Below are 17296 nucleotides of genomic sequence, written 5' to 3'. Positions count from 1 at the left end.
GAATCCGAGATGGCCCCCGGCAGCTGCATGCTGCCGGGGGCCATCTGTGGTGAAGCGGAGTGAGGTGTCGCGAAGTGCGGAGAGCTTACGCCGCTTCGGCGGTGCGGGCCTCGGCCAGCGCGTCGAACACGCCCTTGATCTGCTCGACAACTTCGGCGTCATCCTTGGGGTGGACCTCGGCGAAGCGGACCATCGAGCCGGGAACAGCCAGCTTGACGTCTTCAAGAACCTGGGCGCCGGCGATGCCGACGGCCTTGCGGGCCTCGTCCTGGGCCCACACGCCGCCGAACTGGCCAAAGGCGGTCCCGACAACTGCGGTGGGCTTGCCGGACAGGGCGCCGGCGCCGAACGGGCGGGACAGCCAGTCGATGGCGTTCTTGAGCGATGCCGGGACGGTGCCGTTGTGCTCCGGGGTGACCAGCAGGATGGTGTCGGCGTCGTTGGCGGCGGCGCGCAGGGCGGCGGCCGCTGCGGGAACCTGGCCTTCGACGTCGATGTCCTCGTTGTAGAACGGGATGTTGCCCAGGCTCTCGTGAATGACCACGTCCACCTGTTCGGGGGCGTTGAGCTGGATGGCCTCGGCCAGCTGCAGGTTGGTAGAGCCGGCGCGAAGGCTGCCGACGAGGGTGAGGATGGTCTTCTTGGACATGTGTACTCCTGTGCATCACGCCGCTGGATGATTCCGGCGGCTGGCGGATCGTGGAGGCTTGGGGGGCCTTCACCCATGCTAAACGGACTGCGGTCCGGTTATATTCCGAGGCGCTAGAATCAGCGGTGTGAGYCTCATCCCGATCCGTCCCGGCGCCCAGCCCGGTGGTGGGCGCGCCGTCCCGCCCTCCGCGGAATCCGGGCGCCGCGACGCGGTGCGCAACAGGGAGCTCCTGCTCTGCGCAGCCCGGGAAATCGTTGAGGAATCCAGCGTCGAGGCCCTCACCATGGACCGGCTGGCGCAGCGTGCCGGCGTTGGGAAGGGGACCGTTTTCCGGCGGTTCGGCAGCCGTGCGGGATTGATGGTGGCGCTCCTGAGTGACGCGGAGGCCGAATTCCAGGGCCGGTTCATGTTCGGTCCGCCTCCGGTGGGTCCCGGTGCGCCGCCCCTGGAGCGGTTGATCGCCGTCGGTGCCGCCCGCATCGCCTGGACCCTGGAGTTCGGGGAGCTGGCCCGGGCAGCCGACGCCTCGGCGTACAACCGGTTCGACGTGCCGCCGGCGGTCCTCTGGCACCGGCACCTGGAGATGCTGCTGCGCGAAGCCGGCGTGACGGCGGACCCGTGGCTCATGGCGTCCGCCCTCGGCGCTGCCCTGGAGCCGGAATTGCTGCTCCATTCCGTCGGCGTGCACGCAATTACGCCCGAGCGGCTCACGGAAAACTGGCGCGAGCTCGTCACCCGGATCGTGGGCGGAGCGTAGCCTAGGCACCATGAGCAACGATTCAGCGACCGACCAAACAAGGGGGCCCATCCGCACCGCCGTCGCCGGGTTCGGCCTCTCCGGCAGCGTCTTCCACGCACCGTTCATCGCCGCAAACCCCGCCTATTCGCTGCTTGCCATCTCCACCTCCGACGCCGGCAGGCAGGCTGCCGCCGCGCAAAGCTACCCGGCGGCCCGGATCCTCGACACCCCGGCGGACCTCCTGGAGCTCGCCGGTGAACTGGACCTGCTGGTGCTCGGCACCCCGCCCGCCACGCACTATCCGCTCGCCAAAGCGGCCCTGGAAGCCGGGCTCGACGTCGTAGTGGACAAGCCGTTCGCCGTCCGCAGCGCTGAGGGGCAGGAACTCATTGACCTCGCCGCGCGGCTGGGCCGGGTGCTCACCGTGTTCCAGAACCGGCGCTGGGACGGCGATTACCTCACGGTCCGCGGACTGCTGGACAGCGGCGTCTTCGGCACCGTGGCCCGCTTTGAGTCCCGCTTTGAGCGGTGGTCGCCGGACGTCCCCAAGGCATGGAAGGCGGCCGCCACGGCGGACGACGGCGGCGGCGTGCTGTTTGACCTGGGCACCCACCTGCTGGACCAGGCGGTGCAGCTCTTTGGCCCGGCCACGGTCACGCATGCGGAACTGGCGGCCCGGCGCCCCGGAGCCCTCGCTGACGACGACGTTTTTGTGGCCCTGCAGCACGGCTCCGGGGTTATCAGCCACCTGTGGATGAACATGCTGTGCGCCCAGCAGGGGCCGCGGTACCGGATCCTTGGCAGCGAGGGCGGCTTCACCAAGCACGGAGTGGACCCGCAGGAGCCCTACATCGTGGCCGGCGGAAGCCCGCTGGACGCCGATTACGGCGTCGAGGATCCGGAGTGGGCCGGGCTGCTGGGACGCGACGGGCACCTGGACCGGCTGCCTACCGAGCGCGGCGCCTACCCGGAGTTTTACCGGATCCTGGCCGCAAAGATCGCCGACGGCGGCGCCGGCTCGGCGCTGCCAGTCCCGGTCGACCCCGCGGGCCCGGTGGAGGTCCTGCGCCTGATCGAGCAGGCCCGGGAACTGGCCGAACGCGCCTAGCGGGGCTTAAACAACAATCGGCTGCTCCGTAACTGCCGTTCTGGGGGTCCAAAAGGGCGGTTACGGAGCAGCCGATGCTAACTCCGCAGGGGTTACGCGGAGACCAGTTCGTGCCAGTCGGAGACGAGGGGCAGGTTGTGCGCCTCGGAGACCGAGCGGTGGGCAACCTTGCCGCCGGCGATGTTCAGGCCGGAGGCCAGGGCCGCGTCACGCTCGAACGCGGCCTTGACGCCCAGGTTCGCCAGGGACACGGCGTAGYGCAGGGTGACGTTGGTCAGCGCGTACGTGGAGGTGTTCGGGACGGCGCCGGGCATGTTCGCGACGCAGTAGAAGATCGTGTTGTGGACCTTGTACGTCGGTTCCTGGTGCGTGGTGGGGTGGGTGTCCTCGAAGCAGCCGCCCTGGTCCACAGCGATGTCCACCAGCACGGAGCCGGGCTTCATCCGGGACACGAGCTCGTTGGTGACCAGCTTCGGGGCCTTGGCGCCGGGGATGAGGACCGAACCGATGACGAGGTCGGCGTCGACCACGGACTTCTCGATCTCGTACTTGTTGGACGCGACCGTCTTCAGGCGGCCCTGGTACTGGGCGTCCAGCTCGCGGAGGCGGTTGATGTTGATGTCCAGGATGGTGACGTCCGCGCCCAGGCCCAGGGCCATGGCGGCGGCGTTGGTGCCGGCGACACCGGCGCCCAGGACAACAACCTTGGCCGGGCGGACGCCCGGGACGCCGCCGAGCAGCACACCCTTGCCGCCTGCCGGGGCCATCAGTGAGGTGGCGCCCACCTGCACGGAGAGCCGGCCGGCAACCTCGGACATCGGGGCGAGCAGCGGCAGGGACCGGCCTTCCTGGACGGTCTCGTAGGCGATGGCGGTGACGCCGGAGTTGATCAGTTCCTGGGTCAGTTCCGGCTCGGCGGCCAGGTGCAGGTAGGTGAAGAGGATCAGGCCCTTGCGGAAGCGGTGGTATTCGGCCTTGACGGGCTCCTTGACCTTCATCACCATGTCGGCGCGGCCCCAGACGTCGTCGGCTTCGGCGACGATCTCGGCGCCGGCGATCGCGTACTCCTCGTCCGTGATGCCCGAGCCCAGGCCCGCGCCGCGCTCGACGAGGACCACGTGGCCGTGGGTGCGGAATTCGTGGACGCCGGCTGCTGTGATGGCGACGCGGAATTCGTTGTTCTTGATCTCTTTGGGTACACCGATGATCATTTGTTGGCTCCAGTAGTGAAGGCCTCGTGGGCCTGGATGAGCGGGGGATTTCGTACTTCCAGAATAAATCCCGCTGTGAGGCACGCGACAGGAGCCGCCGGCGGGTGCTGCGCGCCTGCCGCATGATTTCGGGGTTTTTCAAATCCGGGGGTAGACATTTGTCGATTGAGCGGGCGTCAGGTGTCGGCTGGTGTCCGTCGCCGGATGTATTCGCAGTGCGGCGGGCCGGGGCAGTAGTCTGGCAGGATGCAGCAGCAGGACGTGGAGCAGCTCGTGGAGCAGGTGGCGCAACGGCTGGGCCGCGGACTCTCCCTCGAGGACCTCGACGGCCTGCTCCTGGCCTACAGCTCCAACCAGTCGCATGCGGACCGCGTCCGGGTGAACTTCCTGCTCAGCAAGCGGGTCCCCGTGGACGTCATCGCCTGGCAGCTCTCCCACGGGATTGCGACGGCGGTCCGGCCGGTCGTCGTGCCGGCCAATGCGGATCTCGGCATGCTGGGCCGCGTGTGCGTGCCGCTGCTGGTGCGGGGCTTTAGGGTGGGGTACCTGTGGGTCCAGCTCGACGCCGAGGAGCCAAGCGCCGCGACCGTCCTCGCCCAGCTCCAGGACGTGGCCCCGGAGCTGGAGCAGCTCTCCTTCCTGCTGCTGGATTCCAATACGGCCGAGTCCGAGTTCCGCCGCCGCCGCGAACAGGAATTCCTTGCCGCCTGCGCCGGCGAGGCCAACGCTGTGGCGGCCGTGGCGGGCTGGAAAGAGGTCCAAGGCAAGGGGCCCTGGCAGCTGGTGACCGTCCTGGACGCGGACGGCTGGGCCGGAGGCTCGGACCCCATCGCCGATACCCTCATTCACCGCTCCGCCGCGCTGCAGGCCACCATCGGCGTGGATGCCGCACTCTTCAGCGCCGGCACTGAAACCCATGCGGTGGTGCTCTTCAAGGAATCCACCGGACGCGCGGACCATGCCCAGGTGCTGGTCCATTACCAGCTCGAACTGGCCAAACGCTCCGGGCGGACGGTCCGGCGGATCATCCTGGGCACCAGTGAGGGATTTGCCAGGCCACGGGAACTCGCCGAGGCCTACCGGCAGTCACGGCGGGCAGCGCAGGCCGCGGCAGTGGATCCGCAGCTGGGCGAACTGGTCGACTGCCGCTCCACCGGCGTGTACCAGCTCCTGGCCTCGGCCGGCGGCGGGGCGGGAGCCTGGGCAGACGCGGGATCCGTGTACTTCCGCATCCTCGAGGACCATGACCGCAACCACGAGCTGCTGCCCGTGCTGGAGCTGTTCTATGACAACGACGGTTCGGTCCAGGAGGTCGCCGCGAAACTGCACCTGCACCGGAGCAGCATCTACAACCGGCTCGGCCGGATCCGCCAGCTGCTGGGCGTGGACCCGCTGAAGGGAATGGTGCGGCTGGAACTGCATGCGGCGCTCAAGGCACGGCGCTGGGCGGGCCGGCCCCGGATTTAGGGGTCGGCCCTCGCGCTTGGGGTTCAGCCCTCGCGCTTGGGGGAGTCGGTGTCGAGGGACAGCCCGGCACCGGCCTCGGGGCCGGTGTCGGGGGCGGCCCGGCGGACGGCGTCGCGGTGCCGGGAAATCCGGCTGTCCACCCACAGCGACACCGCAACGAAAGCGACGCCGCTGGCCAAATAGGTGGCGGTATTGTTCAGGCCCATGGCGGTTCCGAGGATGCCGGCGAGCAGCATCGCGGCGATGCCTGCCATGATATGCCACCCTCTGAATTTACCCACAAACCAAGCTTAACCCGCGGCATATCAGTGTTTCCGCGCAAGGGAGGGATCGTTGCTTGATCCTTATCACTGCGTCATGAAGCAACTGGTCACTAGTCATTTAGGTCGCTAGTCATTTATGCCGCTAGTCATCTGGGCCGTCGCCGGCCTGGCTGCCCGGCGACCCGGCGCCCGAACCGTTCTTCTTCTGCGTTTCGAGCCAGGCCATGATGTCGGCCAGCCGGATCCGCCGGTGCGTTCCCCGGTATTCGACCGGAATCTCGCCGCGATCGGTCATATTCCGCAGGTACGTGTGCGAGATCCCCGCAAGCTCCGCGGCCCGGGACGTCGTCAGCATCTCCTCGACGCTGCTGACGGTAACCGCCTCGCCGCGGCTGAAGCGGCCCAGCAGGTCGACGACGGCGTCCCTCGCCGCCGGCGGCAGCCGGTGGACGGTGCCGTCAACGAACACCGTGATGTCATCGCCGCCGTCGAGGGCGTACTTGAGTTTCTGCGCGTCCTCGGCCGGGAGGCCGGCCGTCACCCGGGGAGCTATCAGTGCCATGAGTGCATCCTAGCGGCGGCTACAGCCCCAGATCCTCCAGGACCGGCAGCTTTGCCCGGACCCAGGCCCGGGCATCCGTAGCGCTCGGCGCCGAGAGGGCCAGCTTGGCCAGCTCCTGCGCTTCGGCCAGGGTGACGGTCTTCAGCACGGCGGCGACGGCCGCGATGGATCGCGCCGTCATGGACAGTGTGGTGACACCAAGCCCTGTGAGGACGACGGCGAGGGCCGGGTCAGCCGCAGCCTCGCCGCATACACCTACCGGCTTGTTGTGGCCCTCGGCCGCCGAACCTTCCACTGTCAGGCGCACGAGCCGCAGCACGGCCGGCTGCCAGGGGGTATTCAGGGCGGCCAGCGGGCCGAGCTGGCGGTCGGCGGCCATGGCGTACTGGGTGAGGTCGTTGGTGCCCAGGCTGGCGAAGCCGACTTCGCGGAGGATGGACTCTGCCGTCAGCGCGGCCGAGGGGACCTCCACCATGACGCCGGGGGTCTTGATCCCTGCCGCGGCGCACAGGGACGCGAACCGGGCCGCTTCCTCGGCGGTGGAAATCATCGGTGCCATCACCCAGACGTCGGCCTCGGATGCCTTCTCGGCCTGGGCGATCGCCTGCAGCTGGCGCTCCAGGACGCCGGGCGTGGTGAAGTCAGTCCGGTACCCTCGGACGCCGAGGGCCGGGTTGGGCTCGGTGGCGTCGGTCAGGAACGGCAGCGGCTTGTCCGCGCCGGCGTCGAGCGTGCGGAGCACCACCTTCTTGCCCGGGAAGGCGTCAAAAACGCCCTGGTACGCGGCGGCCTGTTCCTCCACGGTCGGCTCGGTGTCCCGCTCCAGGAAACAGAACTCGGTCCGGAACAGCCCCACGCCCTGAGCGTTCAGGCCGGCCGCCTTGACGGCGTCCTTCGCTCCGCCGACGTTGGCGAGCAGCGGAACGAGGTGGCCGTCCGCCGTCGTGCCCGTCCCGTCAAAGGCGGCCAGCAATGACGCCGTGGCGGCCCAGTGGGCCGCGGCCGCGCGCTGGGATTCGTCAGGTTCCGCGGTGATGAGGCCGGCCGCTCCGTCAACGTACACCTCGGTGCCGTCAGTGAGCTCGTCCACTCCGGCAGCGGCCACTACTGCGGGCAGGCCCAGCGAGCGGGCGATGATGGCCGTGTGGGACTGCGGGCCGCCGCCGGCGGTGACCAGGGCAAGGACCTTTTCCGGATCCAGGGTGGCGGTGTCGGCCGGGGCCAGGTCCTCGGCGATGAGGATGAACGGGGTGGCGGACACGGGAATGCCCGGCGCCGGAACCCCCCGCAGTTCCGCGACGATCCGGGCCCGGACATCCAGGACGTCCGTGGCACGTTCGGCCATGTAGCCGCCCAGGTTGTGCAGCATTTCCGAGACAGAGGCGCCGGCCTCCCAGATCGCCCGCTGCCCGGAGGTGCCGCGGCCGATCAGTTTGGCGGCGGACTTGAGCAGCATGGTGTCGGTGGCCATGAGCGCCGTGGCCTCCAGGACGGCCTTGCCGTCGCCGGTGACGGTCTCGGAACGGCCCTTGAGTTCGTCGTGGACGGACTTCGCGGCGGCCTTCAGTGCCGCCGTCGCCTCCTCCGCCGTGACGCCGGCGGGAAGCTGCTCTCCGGCGGGCGGTTCGCTGATCGGTTTGGGCATCTGCCGGATGGTGCCGATGATGCGGCCGGGGCTGACGCCTACTCCTGGGAAGTTCTGCACTGAAGGTCCTCATTCTCTGTCGTAGGCCAGTGGCCAGTAAGCCGGTAAGCCAGGCGCCGCCAATGACCGTGCTGGTCATTGCTGACCGCGTCCGACTGCTGCGTCAGCGGGCTGGTCACGGCACCTGGAAAAATTGTATGTGATGCAGTTCATATAGCGTTGCTATAGGTGCTAGGGTAGCGGTTATGAGTATCGATGGCCAGCTACCACCCAAGGCCCGGCTGCTGCGCGCAGCCGCCGAGCTGCTGGCCAACTCGGGCGGATCCGCAGTCTCGACCCGCCAGATCACACAGCTGGCCGGTGTTACCGCACCGACCCTCTACCACCACTTTGGTGACAAGGAAGGGCTGTTCGACGCCGTCGTCGCAGCAGGTTTTGACGAATATGTCGCGGGCGAACGTGACTTCGCGCCCTCTGGCCAACCGCTGGAGGACATCCGGAGGATGTGGGACAACCATGTCCAGTTCGGGCTGAAACAGCCCGAACTGTACCTCGTCATGTTTGGCAATATCCGCCCTGAGAGCCGGCCGGCGATCGTCGCCGATGCCGAGGCCCTCATGGAGGAGATGCTGAACAAGGCGGCTGTCTCCGGGCAGCTCAACGTCCCGCCCAGGGAGGCGGCCAGGTCAATCCTGGCGGCCAACGTGGGCGTGACCCTCATGCTGATCGCGGAAAAGGTGCCGGAGCGGAACCTCGAGCTCTCCACCATGACCCGCGACGCCATGATCTTTGCGGTTTCCACCGAGCAGGCCCGGGACAACGGTTCTGTCGACAACGGAAAATCCTCAGTGGTTGTGGCGGCCATCGCATTGAACGCAGCACTCCAGGCGTCCCACTCGGACCAGCTTTCCAGCTCGGAACTCAAGCTCTTCCTCGAATGGCTCCACCGGATCTCCAACAGCTAGCTCGGCGAAATTATCGGACCATCCTGCAAAGCAGCGGGAACGACGGTTAGGAATTCACATGGCAACAGAGACAGTTGCGAAACCACGCACCAGCGCGCGGGTACACGTCCAGAAGTTCGGGACGTTCCTGTCCGGCATGATCATGCCCAACATCGGCGCCTTCATCGCCTGGGGCTTCATCACGGCACTCTTCATCCCGGCGGGCTTCTTCCCCAACTCGGAGCTCGGCAAGCTGGTCGGTCCGATGATCACGTACCTGCTCCCGCTGCTGATCGGCTACACCGGCGGCCGCATGGTCTACGGCGTGCGCGGCGGCGTGGTCGGCGCGGTGGCCACCATGGGCGTGATTGTCGGTACGGACATCCCCATGTTCATCGGCGCCATGATCCTGGGCCCGCTCACGGCCTGGCTCATGATGAAGGCGGACAAGATCTGGGAAGGCCGCGTCAAGCCCGGCTTCGAGATGCTGATCGACAACTTCTCGGCCGGCATCCTGGCCGCCATCATGGCAGTTGTCGGCATGCTGATTGTCGGTCCCGTGGTGAAGGCCTTCAGCAACGGTGCCAGCGCCGTCGTCGAATTCCTGGTCGCGAACGGCCTGCTGCCCTTTACCAGCATCTTCATCGAGCCCGCCAAGGTCCTGTTCCTGAACAACGCCGTCAACCACGGCATCCTCACCCCCCTGGGCACGCAGCAAGCGCTCGAGCAGGGCAAGTCCATCCTGTTCCTGCTCGAAGCCAACCCCGGCCCGGGCTTCGGCATCCTGCTCGCCTACTCGTTCTTCGGCAAGGGCCTGGCCAAGGCGTCCGCGCCGGGCGCAGCTGTGATCCAGTTCGTCGGCGGCATCCACGAGATCTACTTCCCGTACGTCCTGATGAAGCCGATGATGATCTTCGCGGCGATCGGCGGTGGCATGACCGGCATCTTCACCCTGGTGGTCACCGGCGCCGGACTCCGGTCCCCCGCGGCCCCGGGCAGCATCATCGCGGTCTACGCCTCCACCGCACGCGACAGCTACGTCGGCGTGACCCTCTCTGTGCTGTTCGCCACCACGGTGTCCTTCCTGATTGGCTCGGTGATCCTGAAAGCCAGCAAGGCGCCCGCGGAAGATGACCTGGACCAGGCCACCCACAAGATGGAGGCCCTGAAGGGCAAGAAGAGCTCGGTTTCAGCGGCCCTGCTCGGTGAGGGCGTGGGCGCCAGCGGCGTCGCCGTCCTCGCGACCCCGATCAAGAACATCGTCTTTGCGTGCGACGCCGGTATGGGTTCCAGCGCGATGGGCGCCTCCGTGCTCCGCAACAAGATCAAGGCCGCCGGCTTCCCGGAGGTCAAGGTCACCAACTGCGCAATCGCCAACCTCAGCGACACCTACGATGTTGTCATCACCCACCAGGACCTGACCGAGCGGGCCAAGCCCGCCACGGCCAGCGCGGTGCATGTCTCGGTCGACAACTTCATGAACAGTCCGCGCTATGACGAGATCGTGGAGCTGGTCAAGACCAGCAACACGGAGGCAGGCGGCACGGACGCTGCAGCGGCCCCGGCCGCGGCGGCCGCCGCCGCCGGTGCAGCCGCCGGCGGCACCCCGGAGGCCTCTGCCGAGGCTCCCGAGGACGCCGAGGAAGGTCCGGCAGGCATCCTGGTGGCCGAAAGCGTCGTCCTCAACGGCACCGCCACCACGCGCGACGCCGCGATCGACGAGGCTGGGCAGCTCCTGCTGGACCGCGGCGCCGTCGACTCCGGCTACGTGGACGCCATGCACGAACGCGAGGAATCCGTCTCCACATACATGGGCAGCTTCCTGGCCATCCCGCACGGCACCAACGCCGCGAAGGACCACATCATGAAGTCCGCGGTGTCCGTGATCCGCTACCCCAACGGCATCGACTGGAACGGCAAGGAAGTGAAGTTCGTGGTCGGCGTGGCCGGCGTCAACAACGAACACCTCCACATCCTGTCCTCGATCGCCAAGGTCTTCACCAACAAGGCGCAGGTGGCCCAGCTCGAGGCCGCCACCACCGTCGACGAAGTGCTGGCCCTGTTCGGAAAGGTCAACTCCTAGTGAAGGCCGTGCATTTCGGAGCCGGAAACATCGGCCGCGGCTTCGTGGGGCTGCTGCTGCACGACGCCGGGTATGAGGTGGTGTTCGCCGACGTCGCGGACGCCCTCATCACCCAGCTGGCCGCGGCGGACAGCTACCAGGTCCACGAGGTGGGGGACCACCCCGCCGTCCGTACTGTCGAGAACTTCCGTGCGCTGAACTCCGGCACGCAGGAAGCCGCCGTCGTCACGGAGATCGCGACGGCGGACATCGTCACCACCGCCGTCGGGCCGCACATCCTGAAGTTCGTGGCGCCCCTGATCGCCAAGGGGATCGCCGCCCGCGCCGCCGGGCTGGCGCCGCTGCAGGTGATGGCGTGCGAGAACGCGATCAACGCGACCGACATCCTGAAGGCCGAGGTGGCCGCCCAGTGGGATCCGGCCGCCGGATCCCTGGACGCCGCCGCCGTGTTCGCCAATACGGCCGTGGACCGGATTGTGCCCAACCAGGAGGCCGGCCAGGGCCTGGACGTCACCGTGGAGACTTTCTATGAGTGGGTGATCGACCGTACCCCGTTCGCCGGGAAGGAGCCGGTGATTCCGGGCGCGACCTTCGTGGACGATCTGGGGCCGTACATCGAGCGGAAGCTGTTCACCGTCAACACCGGCCATGCTGCCGCGGCGTACTTCGGTTTCGAGGCAGGCCTCGGCAAGATTTCCGAGGCCATGGCCGACCAGGACGTCGCCGCCGACGTGCGCTCCGTCCTGGACGAAACCAAGGAACTCCTGGTGGCTAAGCACGGCTTCAACCGCGGGGATCAGGAGGCGTACGTGGAGAAGATCCTGGGCCGCTTCTCCAACCCGCACCTGCCGGACACCGTCACGCGGGTGGGCCGTGCCCCGCTGCGCAAGCTCAGCCGGAACGAGCGTTTCATCGGTCCCGCTGCCGAGCTGGCCGAACGCGGCATTGTCCCCGAGGCGCTACTCGGGGCGATTGCCGCGGCCCTGCGCTTCAATGATCCGGCGGACGCGGAGGCCGTGGAGCTGGCGAAAATCCTCTCCGCCTCCACGCCGGACCAGGCCACGGAGAAGATCACCGGCCTGGCGCCGGACCATCCGCTCTTCGCCGCCGTCGCCTCCCTCGTTGAGGAAGCCAAAACGGTGGTCTAGTCCCGGCATTCCGTCGAGGTCCGAACCAGCAAAACGGCCCTCCCGCAGACAATCTGCGGGAGGGTCGCTCCCGTTGCGCTATCAGCTAGGGCTGCCATTCGCCGGTTTTGGCAACCAAAAGTGATAGGGTAACCCGTACCCTTGACCATTAGGTAGCCTAACTGTTAGGCTACCTAACTATGAGCGCCAATGATTCGGCCGACCCCGGCCTCCTCGCCCTCGCCCAGGACTTCCGCGAGGCTCTCCGCCACAGCATCTACCTCGTCCGCCGCCTCGACGCCGACGGCGAACTCAGCGCCGCCCAGCTCAGCACGCTCAAGATGCTGATGGACACCGGGCCGGCCGCGGCCGGCAGCACTTCCCCCGGCGGCGTGCGCGTGGGCGAAATCGCCCGGAATCTCGGCGTCAAAGTCCCCAGCGCTACCGAGCAAATCATCAAGCTCGAGCGCGCCGGCCTCGCCCGCCGGGAACCGGATCCCGAGGACTCCCGCGCCGTACGGGTGACCCTGACGGAAGCCGGCCTCGCCGCCGTCGCCTCCGCCAATGAGCGCCGCAACGCCGTCATGGCCGGCGTCCTCTCCTCCCTCTCGGACGATGACCGCGCCGCCCTCGCCGCTGCCCTGCCGGTCATTGGCCGGATCAATGCGACGCTCCAGGCCTGATCTTCACACTTCATTCCCAATCCCCTAGGAGTACCCCCATGCACGGCCAGCCCGCCGACACCCTGCCGGCAGCCGAAGTTACCCTCGAGGCCGAGAAAGCCTCGCTACTCAAACAGCCCAAGGCGGTGTGGGCGACGGCACTCGCGGCCGTCTTCGCCTTCATGGGCATCGGCCTGGTGGATCCCATCCTGCCGGCGATCGCCAAGAACCTGGATGCCTCCCCGAGCCAGGTATCGCTGCTCTTTACGAGCTATTTCCTGGTGACCGCCGTCGCCATGCTGATCACCGGCTACGTCTCCTCCCGCATCGGCGGGAAGCGGACTCTGCTGATCGGACTGGCCGTGATTGTCGTGTTCGCCTCCCTGTCCGGCACCTCGGGCAGCGTGGCTGAGCTGATCGGCTTCCGCGCCGGCTGGGGACTGGGCAACGCCCTGTTCGTGGCCACCGCGCTGGCCGTAATAGTCGGCGTCGCAAGCGGCGGTGCCGGCACCGCGATCATCCTGTACGAGGCCGCCCTCGGCCTGGGCATCTCCCTCGGCCCGCTCCTGGGTGCGCTGCTTGGCGGCTGGCAGTGGCGCGCCCCGTTCTTCGGCACCGCCGTGCTGATGGCCTCCGCGTTCATCGCGCTCATTGCCCTTCTGCCCAAGACCCCGCTGCCCGAGCGGAAAGTCCGGCTCCGGGACCCGCTGCTGGCCCTGGGGCACAAGGGGCTCAGGACGACGGCGGCCAGCGGCCTGTTCTACAACTACGGCTTCTTCACTGTCCTCGCCTTCACGCCCTTCATTCTCGGCATGGACGCCTACGGGATCGGCGGGGTGTTCTTCGGCTGGGGCGTCGCCGTGGCTCTCTTCTCGGTATTTGTTGCCCCCGTGCTGCAGAACCGCTTCGGCGCCGTTCGGGTTCTCACCGGCACTCTGTTCGTGCTGATGCTGGACCTTCTGGGGCTGGGCCTGGCCGCCGGGCACTCGGTGCCCGCCGTGGTGGTCCTCGTAGTCATTTCCGGGGCGCTCCTGGGCGTCAACAACACCATCTACACCGAGCTGGCCATGGGCGTTTCCGATTCGCCGCGGCCGGTGGCTTCCGCCGGCTACAACTTCGTGCGCTGGATGGGCGGCGCCCTGGCGCCTTTTGCCGCCGCGCAGCTGGGCGAGCACTTCGGTCCGCAGGTCCCCTTCTTCGCCGGCGCACTGGCCATGGTGGTCGCGATCGCCGTGGTCTTCGGCGGACGCCGCTACCTGGCCGCGCACGAACCGCACGTGGTCTAGCAGCCGAGGCAACAGAAACGCCCATGTTCCGCAGAACATGGGCGTTTTGTTGCCACTTCCAGGTGCCGGGTCAGGCTTTGAGGGAATCCTTGGCTGGATCCTTCGCAGAGCCCTTGGGCACGAACAGTGTTTCGGCCTGTTCCAGGGACATACCGTTGGTCTCCGGCACCTTGAACATCACGAAGAAGAACGACGACGCCGCGAACAGCGCGTACATGGCGTACGTCAGGGGCAGCGAGGCGGCGGCCATGACGGGGAAGCTCAGGGTGATGGCGAAGTTGGCGATCCACTGTGCCGCCGCCGCCACGCCCAGGGCGCGGGCACGGATGCGGGACGGGAAAATCTCGCCCAGCAGCACCCACACCAGCGGGCCCCACGAGGCGCCGAAGCTGATGACAAAAACGTTGGCGGCAACCAGCGCGGCCGGACCCCACGCGCCGGGAAGGGAGATCGCGTCGCCCGACCCGGTGGCGGAGCCGAAGGCCACGGCCATGGTGCCGAGCGAGAGGGCCATGCCGATGGAGCCGGCCAGCATGATGGCACGGCGGCCGATCCGGTCCACCAGGGCGATCGCCACGAGCGTCACAAGGATGTTGGTGATGGCGGTGGCCACGGAGATGGTGAGCGAATCCTTTTCCTGGAAGCCCACGGCCTTCCACAGGGTGGTGGAGTAGTAGAAGATCACGTTGATGCCGACGAACTGCTGCAGCACGGAGAGGATGATGCCGATCCAGACCACCGGCTGCAGGCCCAGGGCCTTGCCGCGCAGGGAGCCCTTCTGGCCGGCGAGCTTGTCCTCGTCGATGGCCTTCTTGATGTCGCGCAGGTGCCGGTCCGAGTCCTCGTTCGGGGCGATCGACTTGAAGACCTTGAGGGCCTCCTCGTCCTTGCCCTGGAAGACCAGGAACCGCGGCGACTCGGGCAGGGTGAAGGCGATCCAGCCGTAGACCACCGCGGGGACGGCGGCGGCCATGAACATCCAGCGCCACGCTTCCAGGCCGAACCAGAGGGCCTGGTCCGCCCCGCCGGCCGAATTCGAAAACAGGGCATCGGAGAGGAGGGCGGCGAAGATGCCGGTGGTGATCGCCAGCTGCTGCAGCGAGGCCAGGCGGCCCCGGACGTGGCGCGGGGAGATCTCGGAGATGTAGGCCGGCGCGATCACCGAGGCCAGGCCGATGCCGAGCCCGCCCACCAGGCGCCAGAAGATCAGGTCCCAGACGCCGAACGCGAATCCGGTGCCGATGGCGCTGACCAGGAACAGCAGCGCGCCCAGCTTCATGGCCGGGATGCGACCGTAGCGGTCGGCGACCTTGCCGGCCAGATAGGCGCCGGCCGCGCAGCCCAGGAGCGCCACGGCGACGGCGAAGCCGGTCACGGCCTCGCTGAGGGCGAACTCGTCCTTGATCGCGTCGACGGCGCCGTTGACGACGGAGGAGTCAAAGCCGAAGAGGAAGCCGCCGACGGCGCCCGCCACGGCCAGCCAAATGACCCGTTTGGGGATCTTGGCGGCGGTCTGGTCTTGGGTGATGGTCATACGGCTCCCTTGGCAGTTCGCGGTCCACGGCCTCGGCCGCAACTACCCAGTCTTACACCCGGCCCGGCGTGCCGCGAATCACAGGCCTCGGAAAGTGAGACTAAACACGCATACTGCTCCGGCCATCAACCGTGCCATCAACCGTGCCTGCAACAGTGCCTGCAACACTGCCTGCCCGGCCGGGGTCCGCAGGCGTCACGCAGGGCAGTCTTTCGGCGTCGGACGCTCCCCCCAGCCCCAGGTTTTGCGGGAGACGACAACGGCAGGCAGTCCCAAAAGACTGCCTGCCGTGACGTGTTCCGGTGGTCGGGACCGCCCTAGTGGGCCGCGGCCGCAACAGCCTCTTTGGCAGCTGCCTTCGGGTCCGTGAGTTTCTTGTTCGGCAGGGCGAAGGTGATCAGGAAGGCGATGCCCGTGAGCACGGCAGCCGTGAGCATGACGGCGTCGATCGACTGCGCGAAGCCCTCAGTGATGGGGCGGGTCAGCGTCTGGTTGGCCGTGTGCAGCCAGCTGGTGTCGTTCAGGGAATCGTTGCTTGCCCCGTTCTTGAAGAACTCGTAGAGCTTGGCGTTGGCGGGGTCGGCCGCGACGGCCGGGTCCTTGAGCACCTTGAGGTAGTCCGCGTTCTGCGCGGCGTCCTTCATGCCCGTGGCGATCTTGTCCGCCGCGAGGCTGAACAGCATGGAGATGAACACGGCGGTTCCGACAGCACCGCCCATCGAGCGGAAGAACGCGGCGGAGGACGTGCCCACGCCCATGTCCTTGGACGGAACGGAGACCTGCATGGCCAGCGTCAGCGGCTGCATGCAGAAGCCCAGGCCCAGGCCGAAGAACACGGCGATGACGCCCGGCACCCACAGCGGCGTGTCGACGCCGAGGGACAGGCCCATCACGACGGCGGCGGCGGTCAGGACCGCCGTGCCGAGGATCGGGAAGATCCGGTAGGTGCCCGATGCGGAGATGGTTCGGCCCGCCGTGATGGAGCCGGTGAGGATGCCCACGGTGAAGGTGATCATCATGAGGCCGGCCTCGGTGGGGGTGAGGCCCTTGACCAGCTGCAGGTACATGGGCAGCATCGCGATGGCGCCGAACATGCCGATGCCGATGATGAAGTTCAGCAGCGAGGACAGTCCGAAGGTGATGTTCTGGAACAGCCGGAGCGGGATCAGGGCGTAGTCGCCGGCGCGCCGTTCGGCCAGCAGGAACGCGATGATGCCCACAACGCCCAGCCCGTAGCAGAGGTAGGAGTTGGTGGAGCTCCAGCCCCAGCTGCGGCCCTGTTCGGCGACGAGCAGAAGCGGCACGATCGCCAGGGTGATGGCGGCGGCACCCCAATAGTCGATCTTCTGCTTCACGTGCTTGGCCGGCAGGTGCAGGTACATGAACACCACCGCCAGGGCCGCGAGGCCGATCGGGATGTTGATGAGGAAGACCCAGCGCCAGCCGTCGATGCCGAGGATGGTCTCGGAACCTGCGAGGGCGCCGCCGACCACCGGGCCCAGGACGGAGGAGATGCCGAAGACGGACATGAAGTAGCCCTGGTACTTGGCGCGGTCCTTGAGCGCCACGATGTCGCCGATGATGGTCAGGGCGAGGGCCAGCAGGCCGCCGGCGCCCATGCCCTGGATGCCGCGGGCGATGGCGAGCTCGGTCATGGAGTGCACAGAGCCTGCGTAGAGCGAGCCGACGAGGAAGATCACGATGGCGATGAGGTACAGCGGGCGGCGTCCGAAGATGTCGCTGAGCTTGCCGTAGAGCGGCGTGGTCACCGTCGAGGTGATGAGGTAGGCGGTGGTTGCCCAGGCCTGCAGGGAAAGGCCGTCGAGGTCGTTGGCGATCGTGTAGATCGAGGTGGACACGATCGTCTGGTCCAGCGAGGACAGGAACATGCCGAGCATGAGTCCCACCATGACGGTGACGGTCTGACGGTGGGTCAGGACCTCTCCCGCAGCGCGCACGGAGGTGGTTTTGGACATGACTGCTCCAAGGTGAAGTGTGGGAATTAAGCGGATA

General features: G+C 67.6%; 15 protein-coding genes. 8 read left to right on the top strand and 7 right to left on the bottom strand.

Annotation, left to right across the window (positions count from 1 at the left end):
* Nucleotides 1-85 precede the first annotated feature (85 nt).
* Complete coding sequence (locus AB4089_RS20780; RefSeq protein ID WP_441411168.1) at nt 86-649, bottom strand: NAD(P)H-dependent oxidoreductase; 564 nt, start codon at nt 647-649, stop codon at nt 86-88.
* A 127-nt stretch (nt 650-776) separates the two neighbouring features.
* On the opposite strand from AB4089_RS20780, the gene AB4089_RS20775 reads away from it, so the two are divergent.
* Nucleotides 777-1409, top strand: coding sequence for a TetR/AcrR family transcriptional regulator (locus AB4089_RS20775; protein WP_441411167.1), 633 nt, complete (start codon nt 777-779; stop codon nt 1407-1409).
* A 10-nt stretch (nt 1410-1419) separates the two neighbouring features.
* Entirely contained in the window at nt 1420-2499 is a 1080-nt protein-coding gene (locus tag AB4089_RS20770) for a Gfo/Idh/MocA family protein (protein ID WP_441411166.1), read from the top strand.
* Between the two features lie 92 nt (nt 2500-2591).
* On the opposite strand, the gene ald is transcribed toward AB4089_RS20770, so the two are convergent.
* A complete protein-coding gene (gene ald, locus AB4089_RS20765; RefSeq protein WP_441411165.1) occupies nt 2592-3710 on the bottom strand; it encodes an alanine dehydrogenase in 1119 nt (372 codons plus the stop codon).
* A 246-nt stretch (nt 3711-3956) separates the two neighbouring features.
* Between ald and AB4089_RS20760 the strand changes: the two genes are divergently transcribed.
* The gene (locus AB4089_RS20760; RefSeq protein WP_441411164.1) at nt 3957-5177 is read left to right on the top strand and encodes a PucR family transcriptional regulator; all 1221 of its coding nucleotides are present in this window, start codon (nt 3957-3959) and stop codon (nt 5175-5177) included.
* A gap of 23 nt (nt 5178-5200) precedes the next feature.
* Here the strand turns inward: AB4089_RS20760 and AB4089_RS20755 are convergent, their stop codons facing one another.
* From AB4089_RS20755 to ptsP, 3 genes are all read right to left on the bottom strand, one after another.
* The gene (locus AB4089_RS20755) at nt 5201-5431 is read right to left on the bottom strand and encodes a hypothetical protein (protein WP_441411163.1); all 231 of its coding nucleotides are present in this window, start codon (nt 5429-5431) and stop codon (nt 5201-5203) included.
* A gap of 151 nt (nt 5432-5582) precedes the next feature.
* Nucleotides 5583-6002, bottom strand: a complete 420-nt coding sequence (locus tag AB4089_RS20750) for a helix-turn-helix domain-containing protein (protein ID WP_441411162.1) — start codon at nt 6000-6002, stop codon at nt 5583-5585.
* A gap of 19 nt (nt 6003-6021) precedes the next feature.
* Nucleotides 6022-7707 (bottom strand): phosphoenolpyruvate--protein phosphotransferase, encoded by a 1686-nt coding sequence (gene ptsP, locus AB4089_RS20745; RefSeq protein ID WP_441411161.1) that lies wholly within the window; start codon nt 7705-7707, stop codon nt 6022-6024.
* A 185-nt stretch (nt 7708-7892) separates the two neighbouring features.
* Between ptsP and AB4089_RS20740 the strand changes: the two genes are divergently transcribed.
* The 5 genes from AB4089_RS20740 to AB4089_RS20720 all read left to right on the top strand — a co-directional run bounded on the left by AB4089_RS20740 (nt 7893) and on the right by AB4089_RS20720 (nt 13749).
* Entirely contained in the window at nt 7893-8612 is a 720-nt protein-coding gene (locus AB4089_RS20740) for a TetR/AcrR family transcriptional regulator (protein ID WP_441411160.1), read from the top strand.
* Between the two features lie 58 nt (nt 8613-8670).
* On the top strand, nt 8671-10674 hold the full coding sequence (locus tag AB4089_RS20735; protein WP_441411159.1) for a PTS mannitol transporter subunit IICBA: 2004 nt from the start codon (nt 8671-8673) through the stop codon (nt 10672-10674).
* Entirely contained in the window at nt 10674-11822 is a 1149-nt protein-coding gene (locus AB4089_RS20730) for a mannitol-1-phosphate 5-dehydrogenase (protein ID WP_441411158.1), read from the top strand. The genes AB4089_RS20735 and AB4089_RS20730 overlap by 1 nt, the downstream gene beginning before the upstream one ends.
* 179 nt (nt 11823-12001) lie before the next feature.
* A complete protein-coding gene (locus tag AB4089_RS20725; protein WP_441411157.1) occupies nt 12002-12484 on the top strand; it encodes a MarR family winged helix-turn-helix transcriptional regulator in 483 nt (160 codons plus the stop codon).
* A gap of 38 nt (nt 12485-12522) precedes the next feature.
* Nucleotides 12523-13749, top strand: coding sequence for an MFS transporter (locus tag AB4089_RS20720; protein WP_441411156.1), 1227 nt, complete (start codon nt 12523-12525; stop codon nt 13747-13749).
* A gap of 70 nt (nt 13750-13819) precedes the next feature.
* Here the strand turns inward: AB4089_RS20720 and AB4089_RS20715 are convergent, their stop codons facing one another.
* Complete coding sequence (locus AB4089_RS20715) at nt 13820-15283, bottom strand: sugar porter family MFS transporter (protein WP_441411155.1); 1464 nt, start codon at nt 15281-15283, stop codon at nt 13820-13822.
* A gap of 317 nt (nt 15284-15600) precedes the next feature.
* On the bottom strand, nt 15601-17259 hold the full coding sequence (locus AB4089_RS20710; protein ID WP_441411154.1) for an MDR family MFS transporter: 1659 nt from the start codon (nt 17257-17259) through the stop codon (nt 15601-15603).
* Nucleotides 17260-17296: the final 37 nt, after the last annotated feature.

The sequence above is a fragment of the Arthrobacter sp. 2MCAF15 genome, from assembly GCF_052115605.1.
GTDB lineage: Bacteria > Actinomycetota > Actinomycetes > Actinomycetales > Micrococcaceae > Arthrobacter.
Note: the sequence above shows the minus strand (reverse complement) of the source record. Positions and strands in the feature narration are given on the sequence as shown.

Bases quoted from the DNA above. Each gene is read 5' to 3' on its own strand.
- AB4089_RS20760 (WP_441411164.1), top strand. From the start codon at position 3,957: ATGCAGCAGCAGGACGTGGAGCAGCTCGTGGAGCAGGTGGCGCAACGG.
- AB4089_RS20725 (WP_441411157.1), top strand. From the start codon at position 12,002: ATGAGCGCCAATGATTCGGCCGACCCCGGCCTCCTCGCCCTCGCCCAG.
- AB4089_RS20720 (WP_441411156.1), top strand. From the start codon at position 12,523: ATGCACGGCCAGCCCGCCGACACCCTGCCGGCAGCCGAAGTTACCCTC.
- AB4089_RS20770 (WP_441411166.1), top strand. From the start codon at position 1,420: ATGAGCAACGATTCAGCGACCGACCAAACAAGGGGGCCCATCCGCACC.
- AB4089_RS20740 (WP_441411160.1), top strand. From the start codon at position 7,893: ATGAGTATCGATGGCCAGCTACCACCCAAGGCCCGGCTGCTGCGCGCA.
- AB4089_RS20755 (WP_441411163.1), bottom strand. From the start codon at position 5,431: ATGGCAGGCATCGCCGCGATGCTGCTCGCCGGCATCCTCGGAACCGCC.
- AB4089_RS20750 (WP_441411162.1), bottom strand. From the start codon at position 6,002: ATGGCACTGATAGCTCCCCGGGTGACGGCCGGCCTCCCGGCCGAGGAC.
- AB4089_RS20735 (WP_441411159.1), top strand. From the start codon at position 8,671: ATGGCAACAGAGACAGTTGCGAAACCACGCACCAGCGCGCGGGTACAC.
- AB4089_RS20780 (WP_441411168.1), bottom strand. From the start codon at position 649: ATGTCCAAGAAGACCATCCTCACCCTCGTCGGCAGCCTTCGCGCCGGC.
- AB4089_RS20710 (WP_441411154.1), bottom strand. From the start codon at position 17,259: ATGTCCAAAACCACCTCCGTGCGCGCTGCGGGAGAGGTCCTGACCCAC.
- AB4089_RS20715 (WP_441411155.1), bottom strand. From the start codon at position 15,283: ATGACCATCACCCAAGACCAGACCGCCGCCAAGATCCCCAAACGGGTC.